Raw genomic sequence first — 21,006 nt, 5'->3', positions numbered from 1 at the left:
CGTGAGAGGTCCCGGCGCCCGCCCGTCCCGCACCCCGTGCCGGGCCCGGCACGAGAACGCACGTCGGGGGACTGCCTGATCCGGGGGGACAGGCAGTCCCCCTTCCGCGTGCCCGCCCCCGACCGCCACGCGCCACCACCGACGCGGGTCCCGGATGCCCGGGGCCCCAGCAGGGAACCGAACACCCATGAGCAGTGATCCCACCGGAGCCGCCGGGCGACCCCCGGGGACCGGCACCACCGCGCCCGCTCCCCCGCGCCCGGGCCGGGACGGGCGCCGGACCCGGGCCCCGCTCGCCCTGGCCCTGCCCGCCGCGCTGGCGGTGGCCTTCCTCGCGCTGCCGCTGGTCGGCATCCTGACCCGCACCTCGTGGGCGGACCTGGGCGCGCACCTCACCTCCGAGGGCACGCTGACGGCCCTGCGCCTGTCGCTGGTGGTCTCGCTGTGGGCCCTGGGCCTGTCGCTGCTGCTGGGCGTGCCCCTGGCCTGGCTGCTGGCCCGGGTCGAGTTCCCCGGCAAGGCGCTGGTGCGGTCCCTGGTGCTGCTGCCGATGGTGCTGCCGCCGACCGTGGGCGGGGTGGCCCTGCTGCTCGGCTTCGGCCGGCGCGGCCTGCTCGGCCCCTGGCTGGAGGACACCTTCGGGCTGACGCTGCCGTTCCAGACCTCCGGGGCGGTGGTCGCCGCGACCTTCGTGGCCATGCCCTTCCTCGTGATCTCCCTGGAGGGCGCCCTCGGCGGCCTCAAGCGCAGCTACGAGGAGACGGCGGCCTCCCTCGGCGCCTCCCCCGTGCGCGTGTTCTTCACCGTCACCCTGCCCATGGTCGCCCCCGGCCTGATCGCCGGCGCGGCCCTGACCTGGGCGCGGGCCCTGGGCGAGTTCGGGGCCACGATCACCTTCGCGGGCAATCTCCCGGGCACCACCCAGACCCTGCCGCTCCAGGTGTACCTGCTGCTCCAGGACTCCCCCGAGGCCGCGACCTCGGTGTCCCTGCTGCTGCTGGCGATCGCGATGGCGGTGCTGATCGCGCTGCGCGGCCGCTGGACCGGCACCCCCGCCCCGCGCCGCGCACGCGCCACCGCCCCCGAACCCCTCCCGGCCCCCGCCGCCCCGACCCCCGCGCAGAAGACCCCCGAGCCCGTCGCGGGCCCGGCCGAGCTGTGGCCCCTGCACGCCGAGGTGACGGGGTTCAACCAACTCACCCTGGACGCGCCGGGCGGCACCACGATCGCGGTGGTCGGCGAGAACGGCGCCGGCAAGACCACCCTGCTGCGGGCCCTGCTCGGGCTGACCCCCCGGGCCCGGGCCGCCCTGCGGCTGGGCGACACGGACGTGACGGCCCTGCCCCCGCACCGCCGTCAGGTGGCGTGGGTGCCGCAGGACGGGGCCCTGTTCCCGCACCTGTCGGCGCTCGCTAACACCGCGTACGGGCTGCGTGCGCACGGGGTGCCGCGCGCGGAGGCCCGGGCGGAGGCCCGGCGCCGGCTGGACGCGCTGGGCGTTGGGCACCTCGCGCACCGCAAGCCCGCCGAACTGTCCGGCGGCCAGGCCCAGCGGGTGGCGCTGGCCCGGGCCCTGGCCGCCCGGCCCCGACTGCTGCTGCTGGACGAACCGCTCGCGGCCCTGGACCAGACCACCCGGGCCCACGTGCGACACACCCTGCGCCGGCACCTCGCCGACTTCGGCGGGGTCTGCCTGATCGTCACCCACGACCCGGTGGAGGCCGTGTCCCTCGCCGACCGCGTGCTGGTCCTGGCCGACGGCCGCACCCTCCAGGACGCCCCGCCGGTGGAGGTCACCCGGCACCCGCGCTCCCCGTGGGTGGCCCGGATGCTCGGCCGCAACGCGTGGGCGGTCACCGGCACCGGCGAGACGGAAGGCTCCACGCTGGGCACCGGCGGGGTGCTGGTGACCGCCGAGCCGGTGCCGGCGGGCACCGAGGCGCTGGCGATCATCTCGCCGGAGGCCGTCTCCCTCTACGCGCGCCGGCCGGTGGGCAGCGCCCGCAACCTGTGGGAGTGCGAGGTCCGCGAGATCACCGCCTCCGGCAGTCGGCTGCGCGTGCTGCTGACCTCGGCCGACACCCCGGATCTGATCGCGGAGATCACCCCCGGGGCCGCCGCCGAACTGGACCTGCACGACGGGGCCCGCGTGTGGGCCGGCGTGAAGGCCACGGAGATCACCGTCGTCACGCTGTGACCGGCACCGCCCCGGCCGCCGGCACCGGTCCGGTCGGGGCGGTCGGCACCGCGAACTCGCACCACACCCGTTTCCCGCCGCCCCGGGGCAGCACCCCCCACGCCTCGGCCAGCCGGTCCACCAGCGCCAGTCCCCGTCCCGACATGGCCCAGTCCCCGGCCTCCCGGCGGCGCGGCGGGGCGCTGGAGCCGTCCTCCACCTCCACCCGGATCCGCCCGTTCGGCGTCCGGCTGAGAACCACGCACCCGTCGCCGTCGGTGTGCACGAGCACGTTCGTCATCAGCTCGTCGGCCGCCAGCTCGATCTCGTCCGCGATCTCCCGCGCCCCCCACGCGGCGGCCGCCGCCCGGATCAGGTGCCGGGCCAGGCTCGGCCCGCTCGGGTCCCCGGCCGTGAGCCGCTGCCGCAACGGGCCCGCGCTCCGCGCCCCCGGCCCGCCCTCCCGGCACACCACCAGCAGCGCCATGTCGTCCTCCCCGCCCCCGGCCGCCGCGAGCGGCAGACACAGGTGGTCGGCGAGGTCCTCCACCGCGCGCGGCCCGGCCGCGACGGCCGCGGCCAGGGCCCGGGTCGCCGCCGCCTCGTCGAATCCCCCGTCCTCCGCCACGCCCGCGAGCAGCCCGTCGGTGGCCATCACCAGCGTGTCCCCGGGGTGCAGGTCCACGGCCGTCACCGGGTACGCCCACCCGACCGCGCCCCCGTCCGGCACCGGCAGGCCCAGCGCGGGCCCGCGCGGCACGGCGAGCAAGCGGCAGCCCCCGTCCCCGCGCCGCACCACCGGATCCGGGTGCCCGGCCCGCACCACCAGGGCCCGCCCGACCACCGGGTCCACCTCCGCGTACACGCAGGTCGCCACCCGCCCCGAGGCCAACTCCCGCAGGAACGTCGCGGCCTTGGCCATCGCGACCCCCGGCGCGTGCCCCTCCGTCACATAGGCCCGCAGCACGATCCTGATCTGCCCCATCAGCGCCGCCGCGGCCGTGTCGTGCCCCTCCACGTCGCCGACCATCACCCCCGCCCGCCCCGACCCGAGCGGGACCACGTCGTACCAGTCCCCGCCGATGTCGCGCCCCGGCCGGGCCGCCCGGTAGCGCACCGCGATCCGCAGGCCCTCGACCTTCGGCACCGTCCGCGGCAGCATCGCCCGTTGCAGTCCCTCGGCCAGGTCGTGCTCCTGCTCCAGCAGCATCGCGCGCTGGAGGCTCTGGGCGATGCCGCTGCCGAGAGCCACCAGCAGGGTGTCCTCCTCGGGCGTGAACTCCCCCTCCCGGTGGTACAGCAGGCCCAGCGCCCCGATCGCCCGTCCCTGCACGATCAACGGCAGATAGATCCCGCTGCGCACCTCCAACGGCGCGATGTACGGCCACAGCAGCGGATACCGGCGGCGGAACTCCTCACGCGAGGCCAGCCGGACGGGGGTCAGGGTGCGCACGGCCTCGCTCATCGGAAAACCCGAGTCCACCCGCGTGTACTCGATCTCCGGCACGTAGCTGCCGAGCCGGCCCTCCGCCACCAGCCGGATCCGCGCCCCGTCCACCACCCCCAGCATGATCGAGACGGCGCCGAGGTGTCCCAGCGCCGCAGGGTCGGACAGGATCTCGGTGACGTCGTGCACGGTGCGGGCGTGCGCGAGGATCGCGGTGGTCCGCTCCACGACGGCCGTCATGCGGGAGCGTTCGTCGTCGGCGCGGGCCTCGGCGCCCACGTCCCGCGGATCGTGCTCGGCGTCCCGCACGATGCCGATCACCCGGTGCGGGCGGCCGGCGGCGTCGCGCAGGATGTGGCCCTGGGTGTGGGTCCAGTGCGTCGACCCGTCGCGCCGCCGGATCCGGAAGTAGGCCCCGTACACCGTGCGACCGTCCTTGAGTGCCTGGGCGACCCGGGCGTCGAGACGGGCGTCCTCGTCGGGCGGGATCCGGGCCCGCAGCCCACCGGCCCGGCCGTCGAACTCCTCCGGTGACAGGTCGAGCACGAGGTGGGCCGCCGGGTCCAGGTGCAGGCGCCCGCTGTCGAGGTCCCAGTCGAAGGTGCCCATCCGGTTGAGGGCCAGGCTCAGGTCCGGGCGCGCCGGCCACTCACCCGGCGCGGGGTCGGGCGGTGACGAGGGCGGGACGGGCCCGCGGGCGGGGGCCATGGTCGAAGGGTCTCACCGATCGGTGCCGGGCGCGGCCCGACGGATCCGCGCGCCGGGGGCGGCGGATCCGTCGGGGCGGGTCATCCGGCGCCGCCCTGTCCCTGTCCGGCGTCCGTGCCCGCGCCCGTCCCGGGCCCGACGGGCGGGAGCGTCGGCGACGGCGGGGGCGGGAGCTGCTGGTCCGGGGTCGGGGTCACGAGCGGGACCGGGGCCTGCGTCGTCGCCGGGGGCGGGGGCGGCTCGGGGGCCGGTTCGGTGGTGACGACGGGCGGCGGCGGGGCGGGCGGCTCGGGGGCCGGGACCGTCTCGGTGGCGGGCGGCGGCGTCTCGGGGCCCTCGGTGGCGGCCTGCGAACGCACCTGCGGCGTGGGCGAGGCGCTCGTCGGGCTCGGCGTGGGCGTCGGTGTCGGGCTGGGACTCGGGCTCGGGCTCGGCGAGGCCGACTCGGAGGGCGAGTCCGAGGGCGTCACGGACTCCGACGGCGAAGGCGTCGGGGTGGGCGTGGGCGTCGGCGTCACGGACTCGGTCGGACTGGGCGTGGGACTCGGCGTGGGTGTCGGGGTGGGCGTCGGCGTCGGGCTCGGCGTCGGCGTGGGAGTGGGCGTGGGGGTGGGCGTCGGCTTCGTGGGGCTCGGCGTCGGCGTCGGCTTCGTGGGGCTCGGGGTGGGCTTCGGGGTCGGGGTGGGCGGGGGCGGGACGGGCTTGTCGTGGCGCCCGTGGTGGTCGCCCCGGTCGCGTTCGTACCAGTGCCCGTCCTTGCGGTCGTAGATGACGAAGTTGTTGATCACGGTCACGGACGGGGCGATGACCACCACGTTCGCCGGCTTGTAGCCGGTCCACGGCTGCCCGTACCGCTTCGCGTCCGCGCCCAGCGCCACCGGCCCGCCGAGCGGGTTGCCGCAGGCGCACCGCACGCGGGGCACGCCCCGGTCGTCGACGAGCACGGCCGTGCCGGCCTGGAGCACGGCCTGGTACGAGGTGGGGCGGCCGTCCCGGTAGCCGTGGTTGGTGACGCGGGTGTCGGCCCGCAGTTGCACGGGGGTCAGGGACCGCAGGTAGGAGGGCACGCCGCCCGGTTGGATGCCGAGCGCGGAGGCGAAGGCCGCGTTCTTGGCGGGGGTCGCGCCGAGCACCCGGATCTGCTTCTCCACGTCGCAGGCGGCCACGTTGCGGCTGCCGCCGTAGAGTCCGGGCGCGGCGCCGCTGACGGCCTGGGTGACGCGGGTGGCGGTGGCCTCGGGGGTGCGGGCGGCCGTGGTGGCGGGGGCGACCCCGGGTTCGGCGGGGGCCGTGGCCTCGCTCACGGCCGCCGCGTTCGCGGTGGACTCGGTGAACGGGTCCTGACCGGCCGCGGCCGCGGGTTGCAGGAAGACCTCGGCGCCGTTGGCGGGGGCCCCGTCGGGGCGGGTGAGGACGACGCCGACGGTGACGGCGGCGGCCACGGCCACCGCGATCGCGGCGAGTTTGGGCACCGACCGCCACCAGGGACCGCCGCCCCTCGCCTCTCCGGATCCGCCCGTGCCGCCGGGGTCGCCGGGGTCGCTGGGGCGGCCCGGTCCGCCGGTCCCGGAGGACGGGGGCCCGCCGGCCCACGCGCCGGAACCGGAACCGGGCGGCGGGGGCGGCGGCGGGGCTCCCTGCCGACCGGAGAGGGGGCCCGAGGGTGGCCCGGAGGGGGGTCCGGAGGGCGGGCCGGTGGGGCGCTCCGGTGGCGGTGAACCGGCGGGTTGCGTGGTCACGGGCGCTCGTCCTCCCGGGCTTCGACTGCTGGTGGTCGTTGGAGCTGCCCCCCGAGCACCCATTGTGTGCGCCGTTCGGGTGGTGGCCGCAAGCGGAGCCTGCCTACGGTGGCTGGGTGAAGGCTTCCTCCGAGGGTTTGACCACGGGGATCTGGCGTTCCGCCCTGCTCGCCGTCGTGGCCGGTCTGGTCGCGATGACGGCGGTGGCGGCGGCCGGTCTGGCGTTCGCGGGCGCGGCCGATCTGCCGCCCGGGGCCTTCCCCCGGGTGGTGGCGGCGGTGGTCGTGGCGGCGGCCGGCGGGACGGTGCGGGTGGTGGGCGACGCCGGGTTCCTGGGCGGCGCCGAGGGCACGATCTCGGCGATGCCGTTGTCGGTGTCTCTGGTGGGGGCGGTGGTGACGGGGATGCTGTTCCTGCGTCCGCTGCACCATCACGCGGTGGCCGGGGCCCGGGAACTGGCCGCCCGGGCGCTGCCGTTGACGGTGTGTTGGCTGGTCGGTGTCGGCTTGTTGGCGTGGTTCGGGCGGCGGTCCTTCGTGGTCTCGGGCGCCGTGCCGGGCTCCTCGGAGCCCGAGGGCGAGTTGCTCCAGGGGGTGTTGGGGGGCGCCGGGGACGGGGGCGGCGGTCCGACGGTGGGGTTCCGGGCGGAGGTGTGGCCCTCTCTGGGGTGGGGACTGCTGTGGATCGGCGGGCTGTTGACGGTGGCCCTGCTGATGTCCCGGCGGGCCCCGCTGCCCCCGTCGCTGATCCGTTTCCACACGGCGCTGCGGCCCGCCGCGTCGGCCGTCGTGGCCCTGTTCCTCGGCTGGGCGCTGGTGGGTGCGCTGGCCGGGGTGGTGGTGGCGGTGACGCGGGGGCACGCGGCGGCGACCTTGGCGCTGGTGTTGCTCGGCGTGCCGAACCTGGCATGGGCGGCGCTGACGGTCGGGTTCGGCGGGGCCTGGGAGGGGCGGGCGCAGGGCCCGTTCGGGCTGCCCGTGCCCTCGGCCCTGGACCGGGTGCTGCGTGCCCCGGACCTGTCGCGGGTGGATCTGGCGAGCCTGTCCGGGCAGGCGGGTTGGGTGTGGTGGTTGGTGCCGGCGGCGGTGGTGTCGGTGTGCGCGGCCGGGTTGCTGATGGTGGCTCGGTCGCCGGCGGGGGTGCCGGCGTACCGGCACGGGCTGCGGTTCGCGGTGGCCCTGGCCCTGGGCACGTTGGTGGTGTGTCTGGTGTCGGGGGTGGAGGCCCGGGTGGGCCTGTCGTTGTTGGGGATCGGCGACACGGGGGACGCGGGGGCCCTGGGCGCGGTGGTGCGGTTCGTGCCGTCCTTGGCGCGGACGGTGGGTGTGGCGGCGGTGGCGGGGCTGGTCGGTGGTGTGGTCGGGGCCTGGTGCGGGCGTGTGGGTCGGCCCCGCCGGGGCCCTCGCTGACGAGCGGCCTCGGCCGTCTCAGGCGCGGGGTGCGGGGCGGAAGACGGGCAGGGCCCAGCCGGGCGGTGGCGGGGGCGGTGCGGAGCCCCCGGAGGCCGCGACCCGGCCTCGGCCCCGAGCCCGGCCGGCGGCGCCCCCGGTGCCCCGCGCGGGTGCGCCGGCGGCGCGGCGCAGGGCTCCGGTGAACTCCAGGCAGGTGTCCCAGCGGTCCTCGGGGGCTTTGGCGAGGGCCCGGGCCAGCACCGCGTCCACGGCCTCCGGCAGCCCGGGGCGGCCGGAGGAGGCGGGGGGCGGCGGGTCGTACTGGTGGGCCCAGAGCAGGGCCATGTCGTCGTCGCGGCGGAACGGGGGCCCGCCGGTGAGGATCTCGTGGACCACGCAGCCCAGGCTGTACACGTCGCAGCGGCCGTCGACGGGTTTGCCGGAGATCTGCTCGGGGGCGACGTAGTCGAGGGTGCCGACGAACTGGCCGACGCTGGTGAACCCGGTCAGGGAGAGGGATTTCTTCGTGAGGCCGAAGTCGGTGAGGTAGACGTGTTCGGGGTGGTCCTCGTCGGTGCCCTCGGCCACGAGGATGTTGCCCGGTTTGACGTCCCGGTGGACGAGGTCGTGGGCGTGGGCGGCGTCGAGGGCGGAGGCGACCTGTCCGGCGATCCGGGCGGCGTCGACGGGGGCGAGGGGGCCGGTGCGGTCGAGGAGGGCGCGCAGGTCCCGGCCGGGCACGTAGCGCATGGCGATGTACAGCAGCCCGTCGATCTCGCCGGCCTCGAAGACGGGCACGATGTGGGGGTGTTCGATGGCTGCGGCGACCCGTGACTCGTGGACGAAGCGGCGGCGGAAGGTGTCGTTGCGGGCGAGTTCGGGGGCGAGGAGCTTGAGGGCGACGATCCGGTCGAGTCGGGTGTCGCGGGCCCGGTAGACCACCGCCATCCCGCCCCGTCCGATCTCCTCCTCCACCGCGTACCCGGCGATCCGCAGGCCGCGCGGGTCGACGGCGCGGCCGGCGAAGGGCGTGGCCGGCCCGGCCACCGGGCCGGCGCGCGGGCCCACACGCGGGTCGGGGGGAGGGTCCTCGGGCGGGGTGCCCGGGCGGTCCGCGGGGTGCTCGGCGGGGGTCACGCGGGGTCCCTGGGCACGTCGAGCCGGGTGGCCGGGTGTTCGCCGGGGTCGGCCGCGAACCCGAGCGGCCGCTCGGCCGCCGTACCGTGCCGCCCGACCTCCCCTTCGCCCGCGTTCTCGTCCTCGGCCCCGCCCGCGTCCCCGCCCTCGTCCCCGTCCTCGGGCGGTCCGGGGTCGGGTCGGGGGCGGCGGGCTTCGAGCGGGTCGGGGACGGCCCAGCCGGTCAGGTGGGCGCCGTCCCCGTACAGCCAGCGGCCGGCCACCGGGTCCCAGATCCACACCGATTCGCCGTCGATGACGACGCCGGCCCGCAGGGCGCGGGTCTCGCGTCGGAAGCCGCCCGCCTCGATCCGGCCGCCGAGGAGCGCCTCGGCGGCCTCCCGGTAGCGGGCCAGGGCCTCGGCCGTGCGGGTGAGCGGGGGGCGGGGGTCCTCGGCGCGGGCCACGGGCCGGCCGGCGGTGGGCGGGGGCGTGGGCACGGCCACGAGCAGGCGCCCGTCCACCCAGGCCGTCCAGCCGTTGGCGCACCTGATCTCGGCCCAGTCCCCCTGCCGGGCCGTGAGGCGGACGGGGAGGAAGGGGTCGAGGGGGCTGCTGGGGCGGGCCACGTCGGGGCTCTCCCAGGTGGCGAGCCCCTCCCGGGGCACGACGTGGGTCGGGTCGAAACCACTGTCGAAGGCGGCGTCGAACCCCTCGCCGACACCGCCCGCGAACCCGTCCTCGAACCGGTCTCCCTCGGCGGGCACGGGCGCTACTTCCGCATCACGGTCGGCTCGTGCCGGCGCAGCAGCCGGGCGACGAGCAGGCCGAAGAGCGCGGCGAGGGCGAGCAGGATCCCCATGTTGCGGGCCCACACCCCCACCTCGTGGGCGAACAGCGGGTCGGCGGCGGTCTCGCCGGGCACGATCGCCCCGAGCCCGATCGTGCCCGCCATCGCGCCCAGCGCCCACCGGGAGGGGACGAACCAGGCGAGTTGTTCGATCACCGGCACCCCGTCCAGCCGCAGCAGCGCCCCGCAGAACACCACCTGCACGATGGCCAGCAGCACCAGCAGCGGCATCGTGACCTCCTCCTTGCGGACCAGCGCGGAGACCACCAGGCCCAGCATCATGGCGGTGAAGGCCAACAGGGCCACGGCCAGGGTGATCTCGATCAGGGGCGGCATCAGCACCCCGGAGCCGTCGGGGGCGGGGATCCTGACGCCGGCGAGGCCGACGAGGGTGAGCACGACGGCCTGCGCGACCGTGATGGCGCCCAGGACCACGATCTTGCTGAGGAGGTAGGCGGGGCGGGAGAGGCCCACGGCGCGTTCGCGGCCGTAGATGGCGCGTTCCTTGACCAGTTCGCGGACCGCGTTGGCGGCGCCGGTCAGCACCCCGCCGACGCACAGGATGAGCAGCGCGTTCAGGGCGGTCTCGGCGGTGAGCGCGGAGCCGGCCAGGGCGCGGGCCATGGCGCCCATGACGAAGGGCAGGGCGATCATGACGACGAGGAAGGTGCGGTCGGCTGCGAGGGCGGCGGCGTAGCGGCGCACCAGGGTGGAGAGTTGGGCGGCGGCGCTCTGGGGGCGCGGCGGCGGGGTCGGCGGGCGGCCGTCGGGGCGGGCGCGGCCGGTCGGGCCGCCGGGGGCGGGGGTCCCGGGTCCGGGCTCGACGACGTTGCGTCGGTGTTGCGGGGATGCCTCGTACTCGCCGGCCCAGTCGCGGGTCCGGTCGTTCTCGAACGCCTCGAACGCCTCCGGCCACTGGGCGAAGCCGAGCAGGGGCAGGGCCTCGTCGGGTGGCCCGTAGTAGGCGATCCGGCCGCCGGGGGCGAGCACGAGGAGCCGGTCGCACACGTCGAGGCTGAGCACGCTGTGGGTGACCACGACCACGGTGCGGCCGTCGTCGGCGAGGCCGCGCAGCATGTGCATGACGGAGCGGTCCATGCCGGGGTCGAGGCCGGAGGTGGGTTCGTCGAGGAAGAGGAGGGAGGGTTTGGTCAGCAGTTCCAGGGCCACCGAGACGCGTTTGCGCTGGCCCCCGGAGAGGCTGTGGACGGCTTGTCCGGCGCGTTCGGTGAGGCCGAGTTCGCGCAGCACCTCGTCGACCCGGGCCAGGCGTTCGGCGGGGGCGGTGTCCTGCGGGAACCGGAGTTCGGCGGCGTAGGTCAGGGCGCGGCGGACGGTGAGCTGGGAGTGCAGGATGTCGTCCTGGGGGACGAGTCCGATCCGGCCGCGCAGTTCGGCGTAGTCGTGGTACAGGTCGCGGCCGTCGTAGAGGACGGTGCCGGAGTCGGCGGGGCGCAGTCCGGTGAGGGCGCCGAGCAGGGTGGACTTGCCGGCGCCGCTGGGTCCGACGACGGCGAGCAGGCAGCCGGCGGCCACGGGGAAGGTGACGTGGTCGAGGAGGACACGGCGGCCGGAGTCCACGGTGACGACGAGGTCCTGAGCGTCGAGGCAGACCTCCCCGGTGTCGGTGTACTGGCGCAGTTCGTCGCCGACCAGGCACAGCGCGTGGTGCCCCACGCCGATCACGTCGCCGTCGACCACGGGCGCCCGGTCCACGCGCCGGCCGCCGAGGAAGGTGCCGTTGTGGCTGCCGAGGTCGACGATCTCGTAGCGGGCGGGGCCGGTCCCGGCGGGCAGCGCGCGCAGTTCGGCGTGTCGGCGGGAGACGGTGAGGTCGTCGAGGACGAGGTCGTTGTCGGCGGCCCGGCCGATCCGGATCCGGGTGCCGGGCGCGGCCTCGGGGGCGGGCAGGGGCCGGACGCGGGTGGGGGCGCGGAAGGTGCCGGTGCGGTCGGGTCGGGAGACCGCGGCCGGGCCGGGGGCCGGGGCGGCGAGGAGGACGCGCGGGCCGTCGGCGACGTTGCCGAAGCGGAGTTCGCTGCCGGGTCCCACGTCCCAGGCGTGCACCCGGTGTCCGTCGGCCCAGGTGCCGTTGGTGCTGTCCTCGTCCTCCAGGGTCCAGTGGTCGCCGTCGGGGCGCAGGACGGCGTGGTGCCAGGAGACCCGCGCGTCGTCGAGGCGGATCTCGCAGAGGGGGTCGCGGCCGACGTGGTAGGCGTGCGGCGGGGACATCACCGTGGATCCGCCGTCGGTCCGCAGGACGAGTTCGGGTGCGGTCGGCACACCGGGGCGCTGCGCCATGAGCAGATTTTCCCACGATCCGACCGACTCGGCATAAGCGCAGGTCAGAGCGGGCTTAAGGGGAATGACAACGGTCCCCGTTGCAGCCTTTGCGCGATCCGTTCGGGTGCGCTTCACTGCCAGCGTCGGTACCGAACGAATGGGGGACGAGGCCATGGCCGCGCACGGGAGCGCACACCCGCACGAGCACGAGGCGCACGACCACGGGCCGGACGGGCACGCGGACCCGGCGGGGCACGACCACGGGCACGCGCACGGGCCCGGCGGTCACTCGCACGGCGTCTCGGCCGACGCCGACCGCCGCTGGCTCACCCTCGCCCTGGTCCTGATCGGCTCGTTCATGGCGATCGAGGTGGTCATCGGGGTGCTCGCGCAGTCCCTGGCCCTGATCTCGGACGCCGCGCACATGCTGACCGACGCGGTCTCGATCGTGCTGGCCCTGATCGCGATGCGGCTGGCGGCGCGCCCGGCCAAGGGCGGGTTCACCTACGGCCTCAAGCGTGCCGAGATACTCTCGGCGCAGGTCAACGGCCTGACCCTGCTCCTGTTGGGGGCGTGGCTGGCGTACGAGGCGGTGCGCCGGTTGATCGATCCGCCGGCCGTCGAGGGCGGGCTGGTGCTGGTGACCGCGCTGGCGGGCATCGTCGTGAACATCGGCGCGGCCCTGTGCATCTCGCGGGCCAACCGCAGTTCGCTGAACGTGGAAGGCGCCTACCAGCACATCCTCAACGACCTGTTCGCGTTCATCGGGACCGCCGTCGCGGGCGCGGTCGTGCTGCTGACCGGGTTCGTGCAGGCGGACGCCATCGCCACCCTCGTGGTGGTCGCGCTGATGTGGAAGGCCGGGTACGGGCTGGTCCGCGAGTCCGGCCGGATCTTCCTGGAGGCGGCCCCCGCCCACCTGGACCCGGACGTGATCGGGGACCGGCTGGTGGCCCTGGACGCCGTCACCGAGATCCACGACCTGCACGTCTGGGAGATCACCTCGGGTCAGGCGGCCCTCTCCGCGCACGTGCTGGTGCGACCGGCGGGCGACTGTCACGCCGTGCGCCGGGAGCTGGAGCGGCGGTTGCGCGAGGAGTACGGCGTCACCCACACCACCCTCCAGGTGGACCACGTGGACGAGGAGTTGCTGACGGTGGGCGCGGGTCCCGAGGATCCGGACGCCGACGGGCACTGCGCCGAGTCCCACGGCCCCGTGCACCGCGAGGGCCCGCACGCCCACTGACCCGGACGCACCCAGTCCGCCCGTCGACGAGAGGCAGGCCCCCGTGCCCGACCCGTCCGCGCCCCCACCGGAACCGGCCGCGCGCCCGACCCCCCGGCACCGGACCAGCGCCGGTCTGCTGCTGTACCGTCCCGCCCCCGGACCGGCCGGGTTCGAGGTGCTCCTCGGGCACATGGGCGGCCCCCTGTGGGCGTCCCGCGACGCGGGCGCGTGGACGGTCCCCAAGGGCGAACACGGCCCGGAGGAAGAGCCGTTGGCGGCGGCCCGTCGCGAGTTCGAGGAGGAGCTGGGGCTGGCGCCGCCGGCCGGTTCGCCCCGATCGCTGGGCTCGGTGCGCCAGTCGGGCGGGAAGGTGGTCACGGTGTGGGCGCTGGCGGGCGAGGTGGACGTGGCCCTGTTCCGTCCGGGCACCTTCACCATGCAGTGGCCGCCCCGTTCGGGCCGGACCGCCGAGTTCCCCGAACTCGACCGCGTGGCCTGGTGCACGCCGGCCGAGGCCGAGACCCTGCTGGTGCGCGCGCAGGCCGCGTTCCCGGCGCGGCTCGCCGAACTCCTCGCCGGGGACGCGGATTGACCCGGGTTTGACCCGGCGCGTCTTGTCCCTTTGCCGGCTTCGCGTCGACATTGGCGGCATGACCCATGTCGTGCTGGTGGGAGCCCTCGACCACGAGGGTGGGGAGTACGACCGGCTGCGGACGCGGCTGCGCCGGGCCGGAACGCACGTCACGACCGTCGACACCGGGCTGCCGGGAGACCCCCGGGCCGCGGGCGACGCCCCGCGCCGCGCCGGGATCACCCGCGCCGAGGTGGCCCGCGCGGCCGGCCTCGACCCGGGGCGGCCGCACCCGATCACCGACCGGGACGCCGTGCTGGACCTCGTCGCCGAGGGCACCGGCCGGATCCTGGCCCGGCTGCGCGCACAGGGCCGGCTCGACGGGGTCCTCGCCCTCGACGGCCCGTCCGGCGCCGCGCGACGGGCCCTGACCGGTCTGCCCCCGGAGCTCCCGAAGGTGCTGCTGGTGTGGGCCCCCACCGCGGACACCACCCGGCTGGCGGCCGAGTCGGGGACCCTGCTGGTGCCCGCGCCGGTGCCGCTGACCGGGGTCAACCGGCTCACGGCCCCGGTCCTCGACGCCGCCGTGGACGCCCTCCTCGGCCTGGTCTCCGGCCGGGCCCGCGCCCGCCGCGCCGAACCGCCGCGCCGCCCGCTGATCGCGGCGAGCACCGCCGGCGCCACCGAGGTCGGGGTGCGCGCGGCCCGGGACCGGCTGCGCGAACTCGGCTACGAGGTGCTGCCGTTCCGGGGCGCCGACGCCGTCCGCACCCTGGAGGCCCTCGCCGCGCAGGGCCGCTTCGCCGGGGTCCTCGACCTCAGCCTGGGCGAACTCGCCGACGAGGCGTGCGGCGCCGTCGCCGGTGCCGGGCCGGGCCGGTTGACGGCGGCCGGCTCGCTGCCGGTGCCCCGTGTGATCGGTCTCGGCGGCCTCGACACCGCCACCTTCGGGCCCGCCGCCACCCTCCCCGACCGGGTCCGGCACCGCCGCATCCGCCCCGACGGCCCCACCCGCACCGTCGTGCGGGTCTCGGAGGCGGAGTCGGCGCGGCTCGGCCGGCTGATCGCCGACCGGCTGCGGGCGGCCCCCGGCCCCACCGCCGTGTGCGTGCCCGCGCGCGGCCTGTCCGCGCTCGGCGCCCCGGGCGGCCCGTACCACGAACCGCACTGCGACCGGGCGCTGTTCCGGGCGCTGCGGGAGGGGCTGCGGGGCAGCGCGGTGCCGGTGCAGGTGCACGACACCCACGTCAACGACCCGGTGTTCGGCCGGGCCACCGCCGACCGGCTGCACCACCTGATCGCGGGCGCCCGGGCCGTCGCCTGACCCGTCCCGGACGGCGGCCCTCCGGGGCGGGGAACCGCGCGGTCCCCGCCGTCGTCCCCGCTGGTGGCCGTGCGGACCCGGACGGCCGGGACGGGCGGGTCGAGGACCACGAGGGGGCGGCGGATGAACACGTGGACGGTCCCCGGCTACACGGAGACCAGGACGTTGGGCTCGGGCGGCAGCGGCCGCGTGGTGTTGGCCGTGCACACCGCGACCGGGGTGCCGGTCGCGGTCAAGTACCTGGCCGAGGACCTGCGCACGGACCCGGCGTTCGTGCGCGAGTTCCGGGCCGAGGCGCGCCTGTTGGGGGCGCTGCGCTCACCGTGGGTGGTGCGGCTGTTCGAGTACGTGGAGGGGCCGCACGGCGCGGCGATCGTCATGGAACTCGTCGACGGACCCGCCCTGCGCGCCCTGTTGCGCGCCCGCGGCGACGGCCCCGGCGAACCCGAGGCGGCCCTGGCCCTCCTCAAGGGCTCCCTGCTCGGGCTGGCCGCCGCCCACCACGCGGGCGTCGTGCACCGCGACTACAAACCGGAGAACGTGCTCGTCACGGCCGACGGCTCCTCCCGGCTCGTCGACTTCGGCATCGCGGCCCGCCGGGGCGACACCCCGGGCGTGGCCGGCACCCCCGCGTACATGGCCCCCGAGCAGTGGCAGGGCGCGCCCGCCACCCCGGCCGGTGACGTGTACGCGGCGACCGCGACGTTCTTCGAGTTCCTCACCGGCCACAAGCCGTACGCCGGCGAGAACTTCGCCGAGCTCGCCGTCCGGCACGTGGAGGCCCCGATCCCCGCCGAGGAGGTGCCCGAGGCGGTCCGGCCGCTCGTCCTGCGCGGCCTGGCCAAGCACCCCGGGGACCGGCCCCCGGACGCCGAGTCCTTCGTGGCCGAACTGGAGACGGTCGCGGTCGGGGCCTACGGGCCGCACTGGGAGGAGCGCGGGCAGCGCAAGCTGGCCGCGCTCGCCGCGCTCGCGCCCCTGCTGTTCCCGTCCGCCGGCGAACCCCCGGCCGGCACCACGGCCTTGGCCTCGACCGAACTGCCGCCCGCCGCGGATCCCGGTTCCGGGTGGGCGCCGGGCCGTTCGGGCTGGGTGGCCGCGGCGGCCGCCGCCGTCGCGGGGGCCCTGCTGGTGCTGGCCACGCAGGCCGCCGCCGGGCAGACCGGGGACCGCCCCGGCACCCTCGACGACCTGGCCGCGACCGTCCTCTCCCCCACCGCCCCACCGAGCCCGACCGCCACCCTGGCCACACCGCCCTCGTCGTCACCCCCGAGCCCGACACCCACGCAGACACCGACACCGACACCGAGTCACACCCCGAGCCCCACCGCCTCCCCCACCTCGCGCCCGCCCACCCCCTCGGCCTCCGCCGGCACCCGCCCCGGCACCCCGCCGAGCCCCTCCCCCAGCCGCTCCGCCCGCCCCACCACCCGCCCGTCCCCGAGCGGCTCACCGAGTCCGTCCCGCGCTCCGGTCGTGGTGCGCGACGTGGCCGTGTCCCTCCGGCAGGTCTCGGGCACGACGGGGGAGGTCACCATCACGATCACCGCCGACGGCGCCGGCCCGGTCACCGGCACAGTCGAATGGCTCGCCGGTCGCACGGGCACCACCCCGGACGGAACGGATGGGTTCACCGCCCAAGCCGGCGCCCGCAGCCTCGCGCCGATCACCCTCGGCCACACCTTCACCTACAGCCCCACCTGCCGCTGGGCCGTCCGCGTGACCACGAACCCGCCCTCCGCCGACGGCCCCGTCGTGCGGACCCTCACCGCCGACTGCACGGGAGGCGAGGCATGACCCGGCCCCGCGACACCGACCCCGTCGACCCGCGCCGCACCCACGAGCCCGGGCCCGAGGGCCGGGCACCGGCGGACTCCGACTACAGCGCGACCGTCCTCGGCAGCCACTGGTTCAGCGGCGGCCCGATCGCCGGCCCCGCCCCCGACCCGCCCGACACCGCCGAGACCCTCACCCTCCCGGTCCTCGCCGCCCCCACTCCCACGGCCACCCTCCCGGCGCCCCCGTCCGACACGGCGTCCTTCACGGACGTGCCCCCGGACCGGGTCGAGGGCTCGCTGTTGCGCTTCGGCCCCGGGGTGACGGCCTCCGCGCCCGTCCCCTTCCCCGTCACCCCGCCGCCGCCCCGTCGCGGCGGCCGACTGCGGGGCCTGCGCCGGTACGCCCTGGCCGGGGCGGTCCTGCTCGCCGTGCTGCTGTGGCTCGGCTGGGACCGCTTCGGCCCCGGGCCCGCCGTGCGATCGGTGACGGTCGGCGTCCCGGCGGGCGATCCGGGCTGCGGGGGCACGGCGGAGATCACCGCCGTGCTCGCCACCGACGGCCGGCCCGGCACCGTCCGCTACCAGTGGGTCCGCAACGACGGCACCGCCTCCGAGGTGCTGACCGAACGCCTCGCGCGCGGCCAGGACCGGGCCACGCTGCGGATGCTCTGGACCTTCCGGGGCGAGGGCTCCTACGCGGCCCGCGCCGAACTCCGCCTCCTCGACCCGGCCCACCCGCCCGCCTCCGCCGCATTCGCCTACCGCTGCGCCCGCTGACGGGCTCAGTCCCAGGGGCCGGCGTCCCGATAGCCCAGGCGCCGGTTCATGGCGATGGCGACGGCGTTCCCGGGATGGTGCACGGTCCGCACGACCCCCACGCCCAGCGCGCGGGCGTACGCCACCCCGCGCACCTTCATCGCGAGGCTGAGCCCGCGCCCCCGGTATCCGGCCCGGACCCCGGTCATCTCGTTGAACGCGAACCCGGCGGCCCGGTGGTCCGAGCTCGCGGACATCCCGCACCACCGGTCCCCGTCGACGGCGAGGACGACCCCGGCCGCGTCGAAGCAGGGCACCTCCAGCCGCAGCCGCCGGTACTCCTCCCAGGTGTGGAAGGGGCCCCGGCCGGGGATGTCGGCGGAGCACTCCCGGTTCAGCTCGTACAGGTCCCGCCGGTGCTCCGGGGTGTCCCCGAGTTCGGCGAGGGTGGTGACGAGGACTCCGGCCTCGGCGCACGCCGCGAGCGCGCCCACGAACGGCGCCGGGTCGAACGCGGCCACGTCCAGTTCGAGCCGTACCCAGGCCGGCGTTCCGCTCACGCCCCGCCCCCGGGCGTCGCGGGCCGGGTCAGCCGGATGACGGCCCGCCCGCTGTCGAGGTCCACGGGGCCCAGCGGCGGCGCCCCGTCCTCCTCGTCGTCCCGCATGACCAGCGAGCTCTGGCGTTCGCGCAGCTCGTGCTGTTTGCCCGGGGAGAATCCGGCGTGCAGTTGCTCGAACCCGGTGGCCGCGACCTGTCCGCCGCTGCCGGCGCGCCGCCAGGGCAGCAGTCCGGCCCGGCCGGCGCGGGCGAGCGCGAAGTCGAGGAACGCGAGTGCCGTGAGCACCAGGGCCAGCCCCGGCAGCGTCAGGAAGATGGCGAAACCCATGCCCCCGACCATACGCCGCGTTCCCCCTCCCCCGAACGGCGGAGCCGGCATCCCGTCACGATCCGTCCGAGAGCCGAGTCGGATGGGGCCGGGCGGCCGAAGCGACGGGTGGGTGCGCACCGGTTTACTCGGAGATGTCGCCGAGAGGAATCAGGGACCTCCGGCGTCATCGCGTGTCACGTTCCAGCCGGCGAAACACCCCAACGGAGCGTGACCGTTCCGCCCGTACCCCGGGCGGAAGGCCCGCGGTCGCTTTGGGGAGTGACCGCGGGCCACACGCGTCCTCGGGCCCCCGTCCGCCCTCCTTAGACTGGTGTGCTCCACTCGAACGGCTCAGCGAGGTTCCGCGCCCCCCATGACTCCCGCTCCCCCCGCCCGCGCGCGACGCCTCCCGTACCGGCCGCCCCTGTGGCCGGTCACGGTCCTGTGGACCCTCGCCCTCGGGCTGTGGGGGCTGGACCGCGGGCACAGCCTGTGGCGGGACGAGGCCGCCACCTGGCAGGTCGCGCTGCGTCCCACCGGGGAGATAACCCACCTGCTCGGGCAGGTCGACGCCGTCCACGGGCTGCACTACCTGCTCGTGCACGCCGTCTTCGAGGTCTTCGGCCCGAGCACCACCGCCCTGCGCCTGCCCTCCGTGCTCGCGTTCTGCGTGACGGCGGGCCTCGTGACCGTCCTGGGCCAACGGCTCTCCGGCCGGGCGACCGGCCTGGCCGCGGGCCTGCTGCTCGGACTGCTGCCGGCGGTCCAGTTCCAGCTCCAGGAGGGCCGCGCGTACGCGCTGGTCACGGCGTGCGTCACGGCCGCCGGGCTGCTGCTCGTGACCGCCCTGCGCCGCCCCCCGCGCTCCTCCCCCAGCCCGTCCCGACGCCGGTGCGCCCACTGGTCGCTGTGGCCCGGGTACGCGGCCCTGGTACTGGTCGCGGCCCTGTTGAACTGGCTCTCGCTGCTGGTGCTGCCCGCCCACGCGCTGACCCTGGCCCTGGCCCGGGCCCCGCGCGCGGTGTGGACGCGCTGGTGCGCGGCGGCGGCCGCGGCGGGCGCGGGCGCGGCCCCGCTCGTCTGGTTCTCCCGCACCCAGTCCGGCCAGGTCTCGTGGATACCGGCCCTGACCTGGCAGGCGCTGCTCGGCCCGGCGGCGCTGTGCGCGCTCGGGGCCTTCGGCGCGTGGGCGGACGGGCGGGCGCGGCGTGCGGGCCCGGCCGGTCCCGGGGCCCGGCCGGCCGGCGGGCCGAGCCTGGCGGCGTTCGCGCTGCCCCTGTTGACGGTGCCGTTCGCGCTGCTCGCCCTGGTCTCCCTCGTGCAGCCGGTGTTCCTGGACCGCTACGTGCTCTTCACGATGGTCGGCCTGGCCCTGTCGCTGGGGGCGCTGCTCGCGGCGGCGGCCCGGACCGTCGCCCGCCGCCACCCGCTCACGGCCCGTCTCCTGGTGCCGGTGGTCGTACTGCTCGTGTTCGCGGCGATGCTGCCGACGCAGCTCGCGAACCGCTCCCCGGCGAGCCGGGTGGACGACGTGTTCTCGGCGGCCGAGCGGGTCGCGCGGGTGAAGCGGCCGGGGGACGCCGTGCTGTTCGTGCCGGCCGCCCGCCGGGACACCGCCCTGGTCTCGCCCGCCGCGTTCCGCGGCCTGGCCGACGTGGCCCTGGCCCGTTCGCCGATCGCCTCGGGCACCCTCAAGGGCGAGGAGTCGGCGCCGGCCGAGATCCGCCGGGCCCTCCTGGCCCGGCAGCGGGTCGTGCTCGTCTCCGACGCGGGGAAGGCGGCGGCGCGACCGGCGGGCGCCGAACGCGACCGGGTGAAGCTGACGACGCTGCGCGAGCACTTCCGTCTCGTCTCGGACGAGTCGGCCCGGGGCCGCCGGGTCAGCGTGTGGGAGCGGCTCCCGGGGCACTGACCCGACGGATTCACAGCTGATTGCCGGCAAACCGGGGGGTGTGCGCACAGCTTTCCCGGACAGGCTCGGTTGCATGATCGACCGAGCCCTCAGCCATCGAAGCCCTCGTGCCCGCCGCGCGGTCCGCTCCGCCGCCGCCCTCCTGGCCGTGGCCGGCCTGGTGTCGCTGACCGGGCCCGCCGCGGCCGCGACGGGCCTGCCGGCGGGGGTCACGCGGGAGGCGGCGGCCACTCCGTCGACGGCCAGGGTGGGCGCCCTGTTCGCGGGGGACCTGGACGCCGGTCACCACTGCACCGCCTCGGTGGTCCGCAGCGCCGGCCGGGACGTGATCGTGACGGCGGCGCACTGTCTCGACGGCGACCCCTCCGGGATGCTCTTCGCCCCCGGCTTCCGCGACGGCGCGACCCCGTACGGGGTGTGGCCGCTGACGGCGGTGGTCACGGACCCCGCCTGGTCGGCGGGTCAGGACCCGGACGCCGACGTGGCCTTCGCGACGGTGGCCCCGGTGGACGGCCGCGAGGTCGAGGACGTGGTGGGCGGCTTCCCCCTCGCCGACACCGACCCCACCGATCCCACCGTCACCGTCATCGGCTACCCCCGCTCCCAGGACACCCCGCTGACCTGCACGAACGCCACGGACTCGATCTCGGACACCCAGCGTCGCATCGCCTGCCCCGACCTGACGGGCGGCACCAGCGGCAGCCCCTGGATCGCCTCGGACGGCTCCCTGGTGGGCGTCCTCGGCGGGTACGAGGGCGGCGGCACGGTGCCGGAGATCTCCTACAGCGCGGTCCTGGGCCCCACGGCCCGCGCCCTCTACGCCCGCGTCGACACGACCACCAGCGCCCCGTGCTGA

The 21,006-nt window shown here is 76.7% G+C and carries 15 protein-coding genes and 1 pseudogene; 9 read left to right on the top strand and 7 right to left on the bottom strand.

The window, feature by feature from the left end:
* Positions 1-187: 187 nt before the first annotated feature.
* Positions 188-2,197: an ABC transporter permease gene (locus ACN20G_RS25485; RefSeq protein WP_424215145.1), complete on the top strand. Its 2,010-nt coding sequence runs from the start codon at positions 188-190 to the stop codon at positions 2,195-2,197.
* Here ACN20G_RS25485 and ACN20G_RS25480 read toward each other — a convergent pair.
* A complete protein-coding gene (locus ACN20G_RS25480; protein ID WP_424215144.1) occupies positions 2,187-4,331 on the bottom strand; it encodes a SpoIIE family protein phosphatase in 2,145 nt (714 codons plus the stop codon). The two genes, ACN20G_RS25485 and ACN20G_RS25480, sit on opposite strands and share 11 nt — an antisense overlap.
* A gap of 398 nt (positions 4,332-4,729) precedes the next feature.
* Positions 4,730-6,070: pseudogene (locus ACN20G_RS25475) on the bottom strand (DUF6777 domain-containing protein); the annotation flags it as partial.
* A 116-nt stretch (positions 6,071-6,186) separates the two neighbouring features.
* Here ACN20G_RS25475 and ACN20G_RS25470 point away from each other — a divergent pair.
* Positions 6,187-7,479: a streptophobe family protein gene (locus ACN20G_RS25470; protein ID WP_424215143.1), complete on the top strand. Its 1,293-nt coding sequence runs from the start codon at positions 6,187-6,189 to the stop codon at positions 7,477-7,479.
* Positions 7,480-7,497: 18 nt separating this feature from the next.
* On the opposite strand, the gene ACN20G_RS25465 is transcribed toward ACN20G_RS25470, so the two are convergent.
* The 3 genes from ACN20G_RS25465 to ACN20G_RS25455 form a co-directional block, all read right to left on the bottom strand.
* Complete coding sequence (locus tag ACN20G_RS25465; RefSeq protein WP_424215677.1) at positions 7,498-8,508, bottom strand: serine/threonine-protein kinase; 1,011 nt, start codon at positions 8,506-8,508, stop codon at positions 7,498-7,500.
* An 86-nt stretch (positions 8,509-8,594) separates the two neighbouring features.
* Positions 8,595-9,344: a hypothetical protein gene (locus ACN20G_RS25460; protein WP_424215142.1), complete on the bottom strand. Its 750-nt coding sequence runs from the start codon at positions 9,342-9,344 to the stop codon at positions 8,595-8,597.
* 5 nt (positions 9,345-9,349) lie between these two features.
* Positions 9,350-11,728 (bottom strand): FHA domain-containing protein, encoded by a 2,379-nt coding sequence (locus ACN20G_RS25455; protein ID WP_424215141.1) that lies wholly within the window; start codon positions 11,726-11,728, stop codon positions 9,350-9,352.
* A gap of 154 nt (positions 11,729-11,882) precedes the next feature.
* Between ACN20G_RS25455 and ACN20G_RS25450 the strand changes: the two genes are divergently transcribed.
* From ACN20G_RS25450 to ACN20G_RS25430, 5 genes are all read left to right on the top strand, one after another.
* Complete coding sequence (locus tag ACN20G_RS25450) at positions 11,883-12,956, top strand: cation diffusion facilitator family transporter (RefSeq protein WP_424215140.1); 1,074 nt, start codon at positions 11,883-11,885, stop codon at positions 12,954-12,956.
* Positions 12,957-12,999: 43 nt separating this feature from the next.
* A complete protein-coding gene (locus ACN20G_RS25445; RefSeq protein ID WP_424215139.1) occupies positions 13,000-13,530 on the top strand; it encodes an NUDIX domain-containing protein in 531 nt (176 codons plus the stop codon).
* 58 nt (positions 13,531-13,588) lie between these two features.
* Positions 13,589-14,833: a Tm-1-like ATP-binding domain-containing protein gene (locus ACN20G_RS25440; RefSeq protein ID WP_424215138.1), complete on the top strand. Its 1,245-nt coding sequence runs from the start codon at positions 13,589-13,591 to the stop codon at positions 14,831-14,833.
* Positions 14,834-14,956: 123 nt separating this feature from the next.
* Entirely contained in the window at positions 14,957-16,630 is a 1,674-nt protein-coding gene (locus ACN20G_RS25435; RefSeq protein WP_424215137.1) for a serine/threonine-protein kinase, read from the top strand.
* Positions 16,627-17,388, top strand: a complete 762-nt coding sequence (locus tag ACN20G_RS25430) for a hypothetical protein (protein WP_424215136.1) — start codon at positions 16,627-16,629, stop codon at positions 17,386-17,388. The genes ACN20G_RS25435 and ACN20G_RS25430 overlap by 4 nt, the downstream gene beginning before the upstream one ends.
* A 5-nt stretch (positions 17,389-17,393) precedes the next feature.
* Here the strand turns inward: ACN20G_RS25430 and ACN20G_RS25425 are convergent, their stop codons facing one another.
* The gene (locus ACN20G_RS25425; protein ID WP_424215135.1) at positions 17,394-17,927 is read right to left on the bottom strand and encodes an N-acetyltransferase family protein; all 534 of its coding nucleotides are present in this window, start codon (positions 17,925-17,927) and stop codon (positions 17,394-17,396) included.
* Entirely contained in the window at positions 17,924-18,256 is a 333-nt protein-coding gene (locus ACN20G_RS25420; protein ID WP_424215134.1) for a DUF6191 domain-containing protein, read from the bottom strand. Before ACN20G_RS25420 ends, ACN20G_RS25425 begins: the two co-directional genes overlap by 4 nt.
* A gap of 355 nt (positions 18,257-18,611) precedes the next feature.
* On the opposite strand from ACN20G_RS25420, the gene ACN20G_RS25415 reads away from it, so the two are divergent.
* Both ACN20G_RS25415 and ACN20G_RS25410 read left to right on the top strand, forming a co-directional pair.
* Positions 18,612-20,150 carry a glycosyltransferase family 39 protein gene (locus ACN20G_RS25415; protein ID WP_424215133.1) on the top strand — a complete coding sequence of 513 codons (1,539 nt, stop codon included), beginning with the start codon at positions 18,612-18,614 and terminating at the stop codon, positions 20,148-20,150.
* 73 nt (positions 20,151-20,223) lie between these two features.
* Complete coding sequence (locus ACN20G_RS25410) at positions 20,224-21,006, top strand: trypsin-like serine peptidase (protein ID WP_424215132.1); 783 nt, start codon at positions 20,224-20,226, stop codon at positions 21,004-21,006.

Origin of the sequence: Streptomyces dryopteridis (genome assembly GCF_049606955.1) — a bacterium.
Classification (GTDB): Bacteria; Actinomycetota; Actinomycetes; order Streptomycetales; family Streptomycetaceae; genus Streptomyces.
Note: the sequence above shows the minus strand (reverse complement) of the source record. Positions and strands in the feature narration are given on the sequence as shown.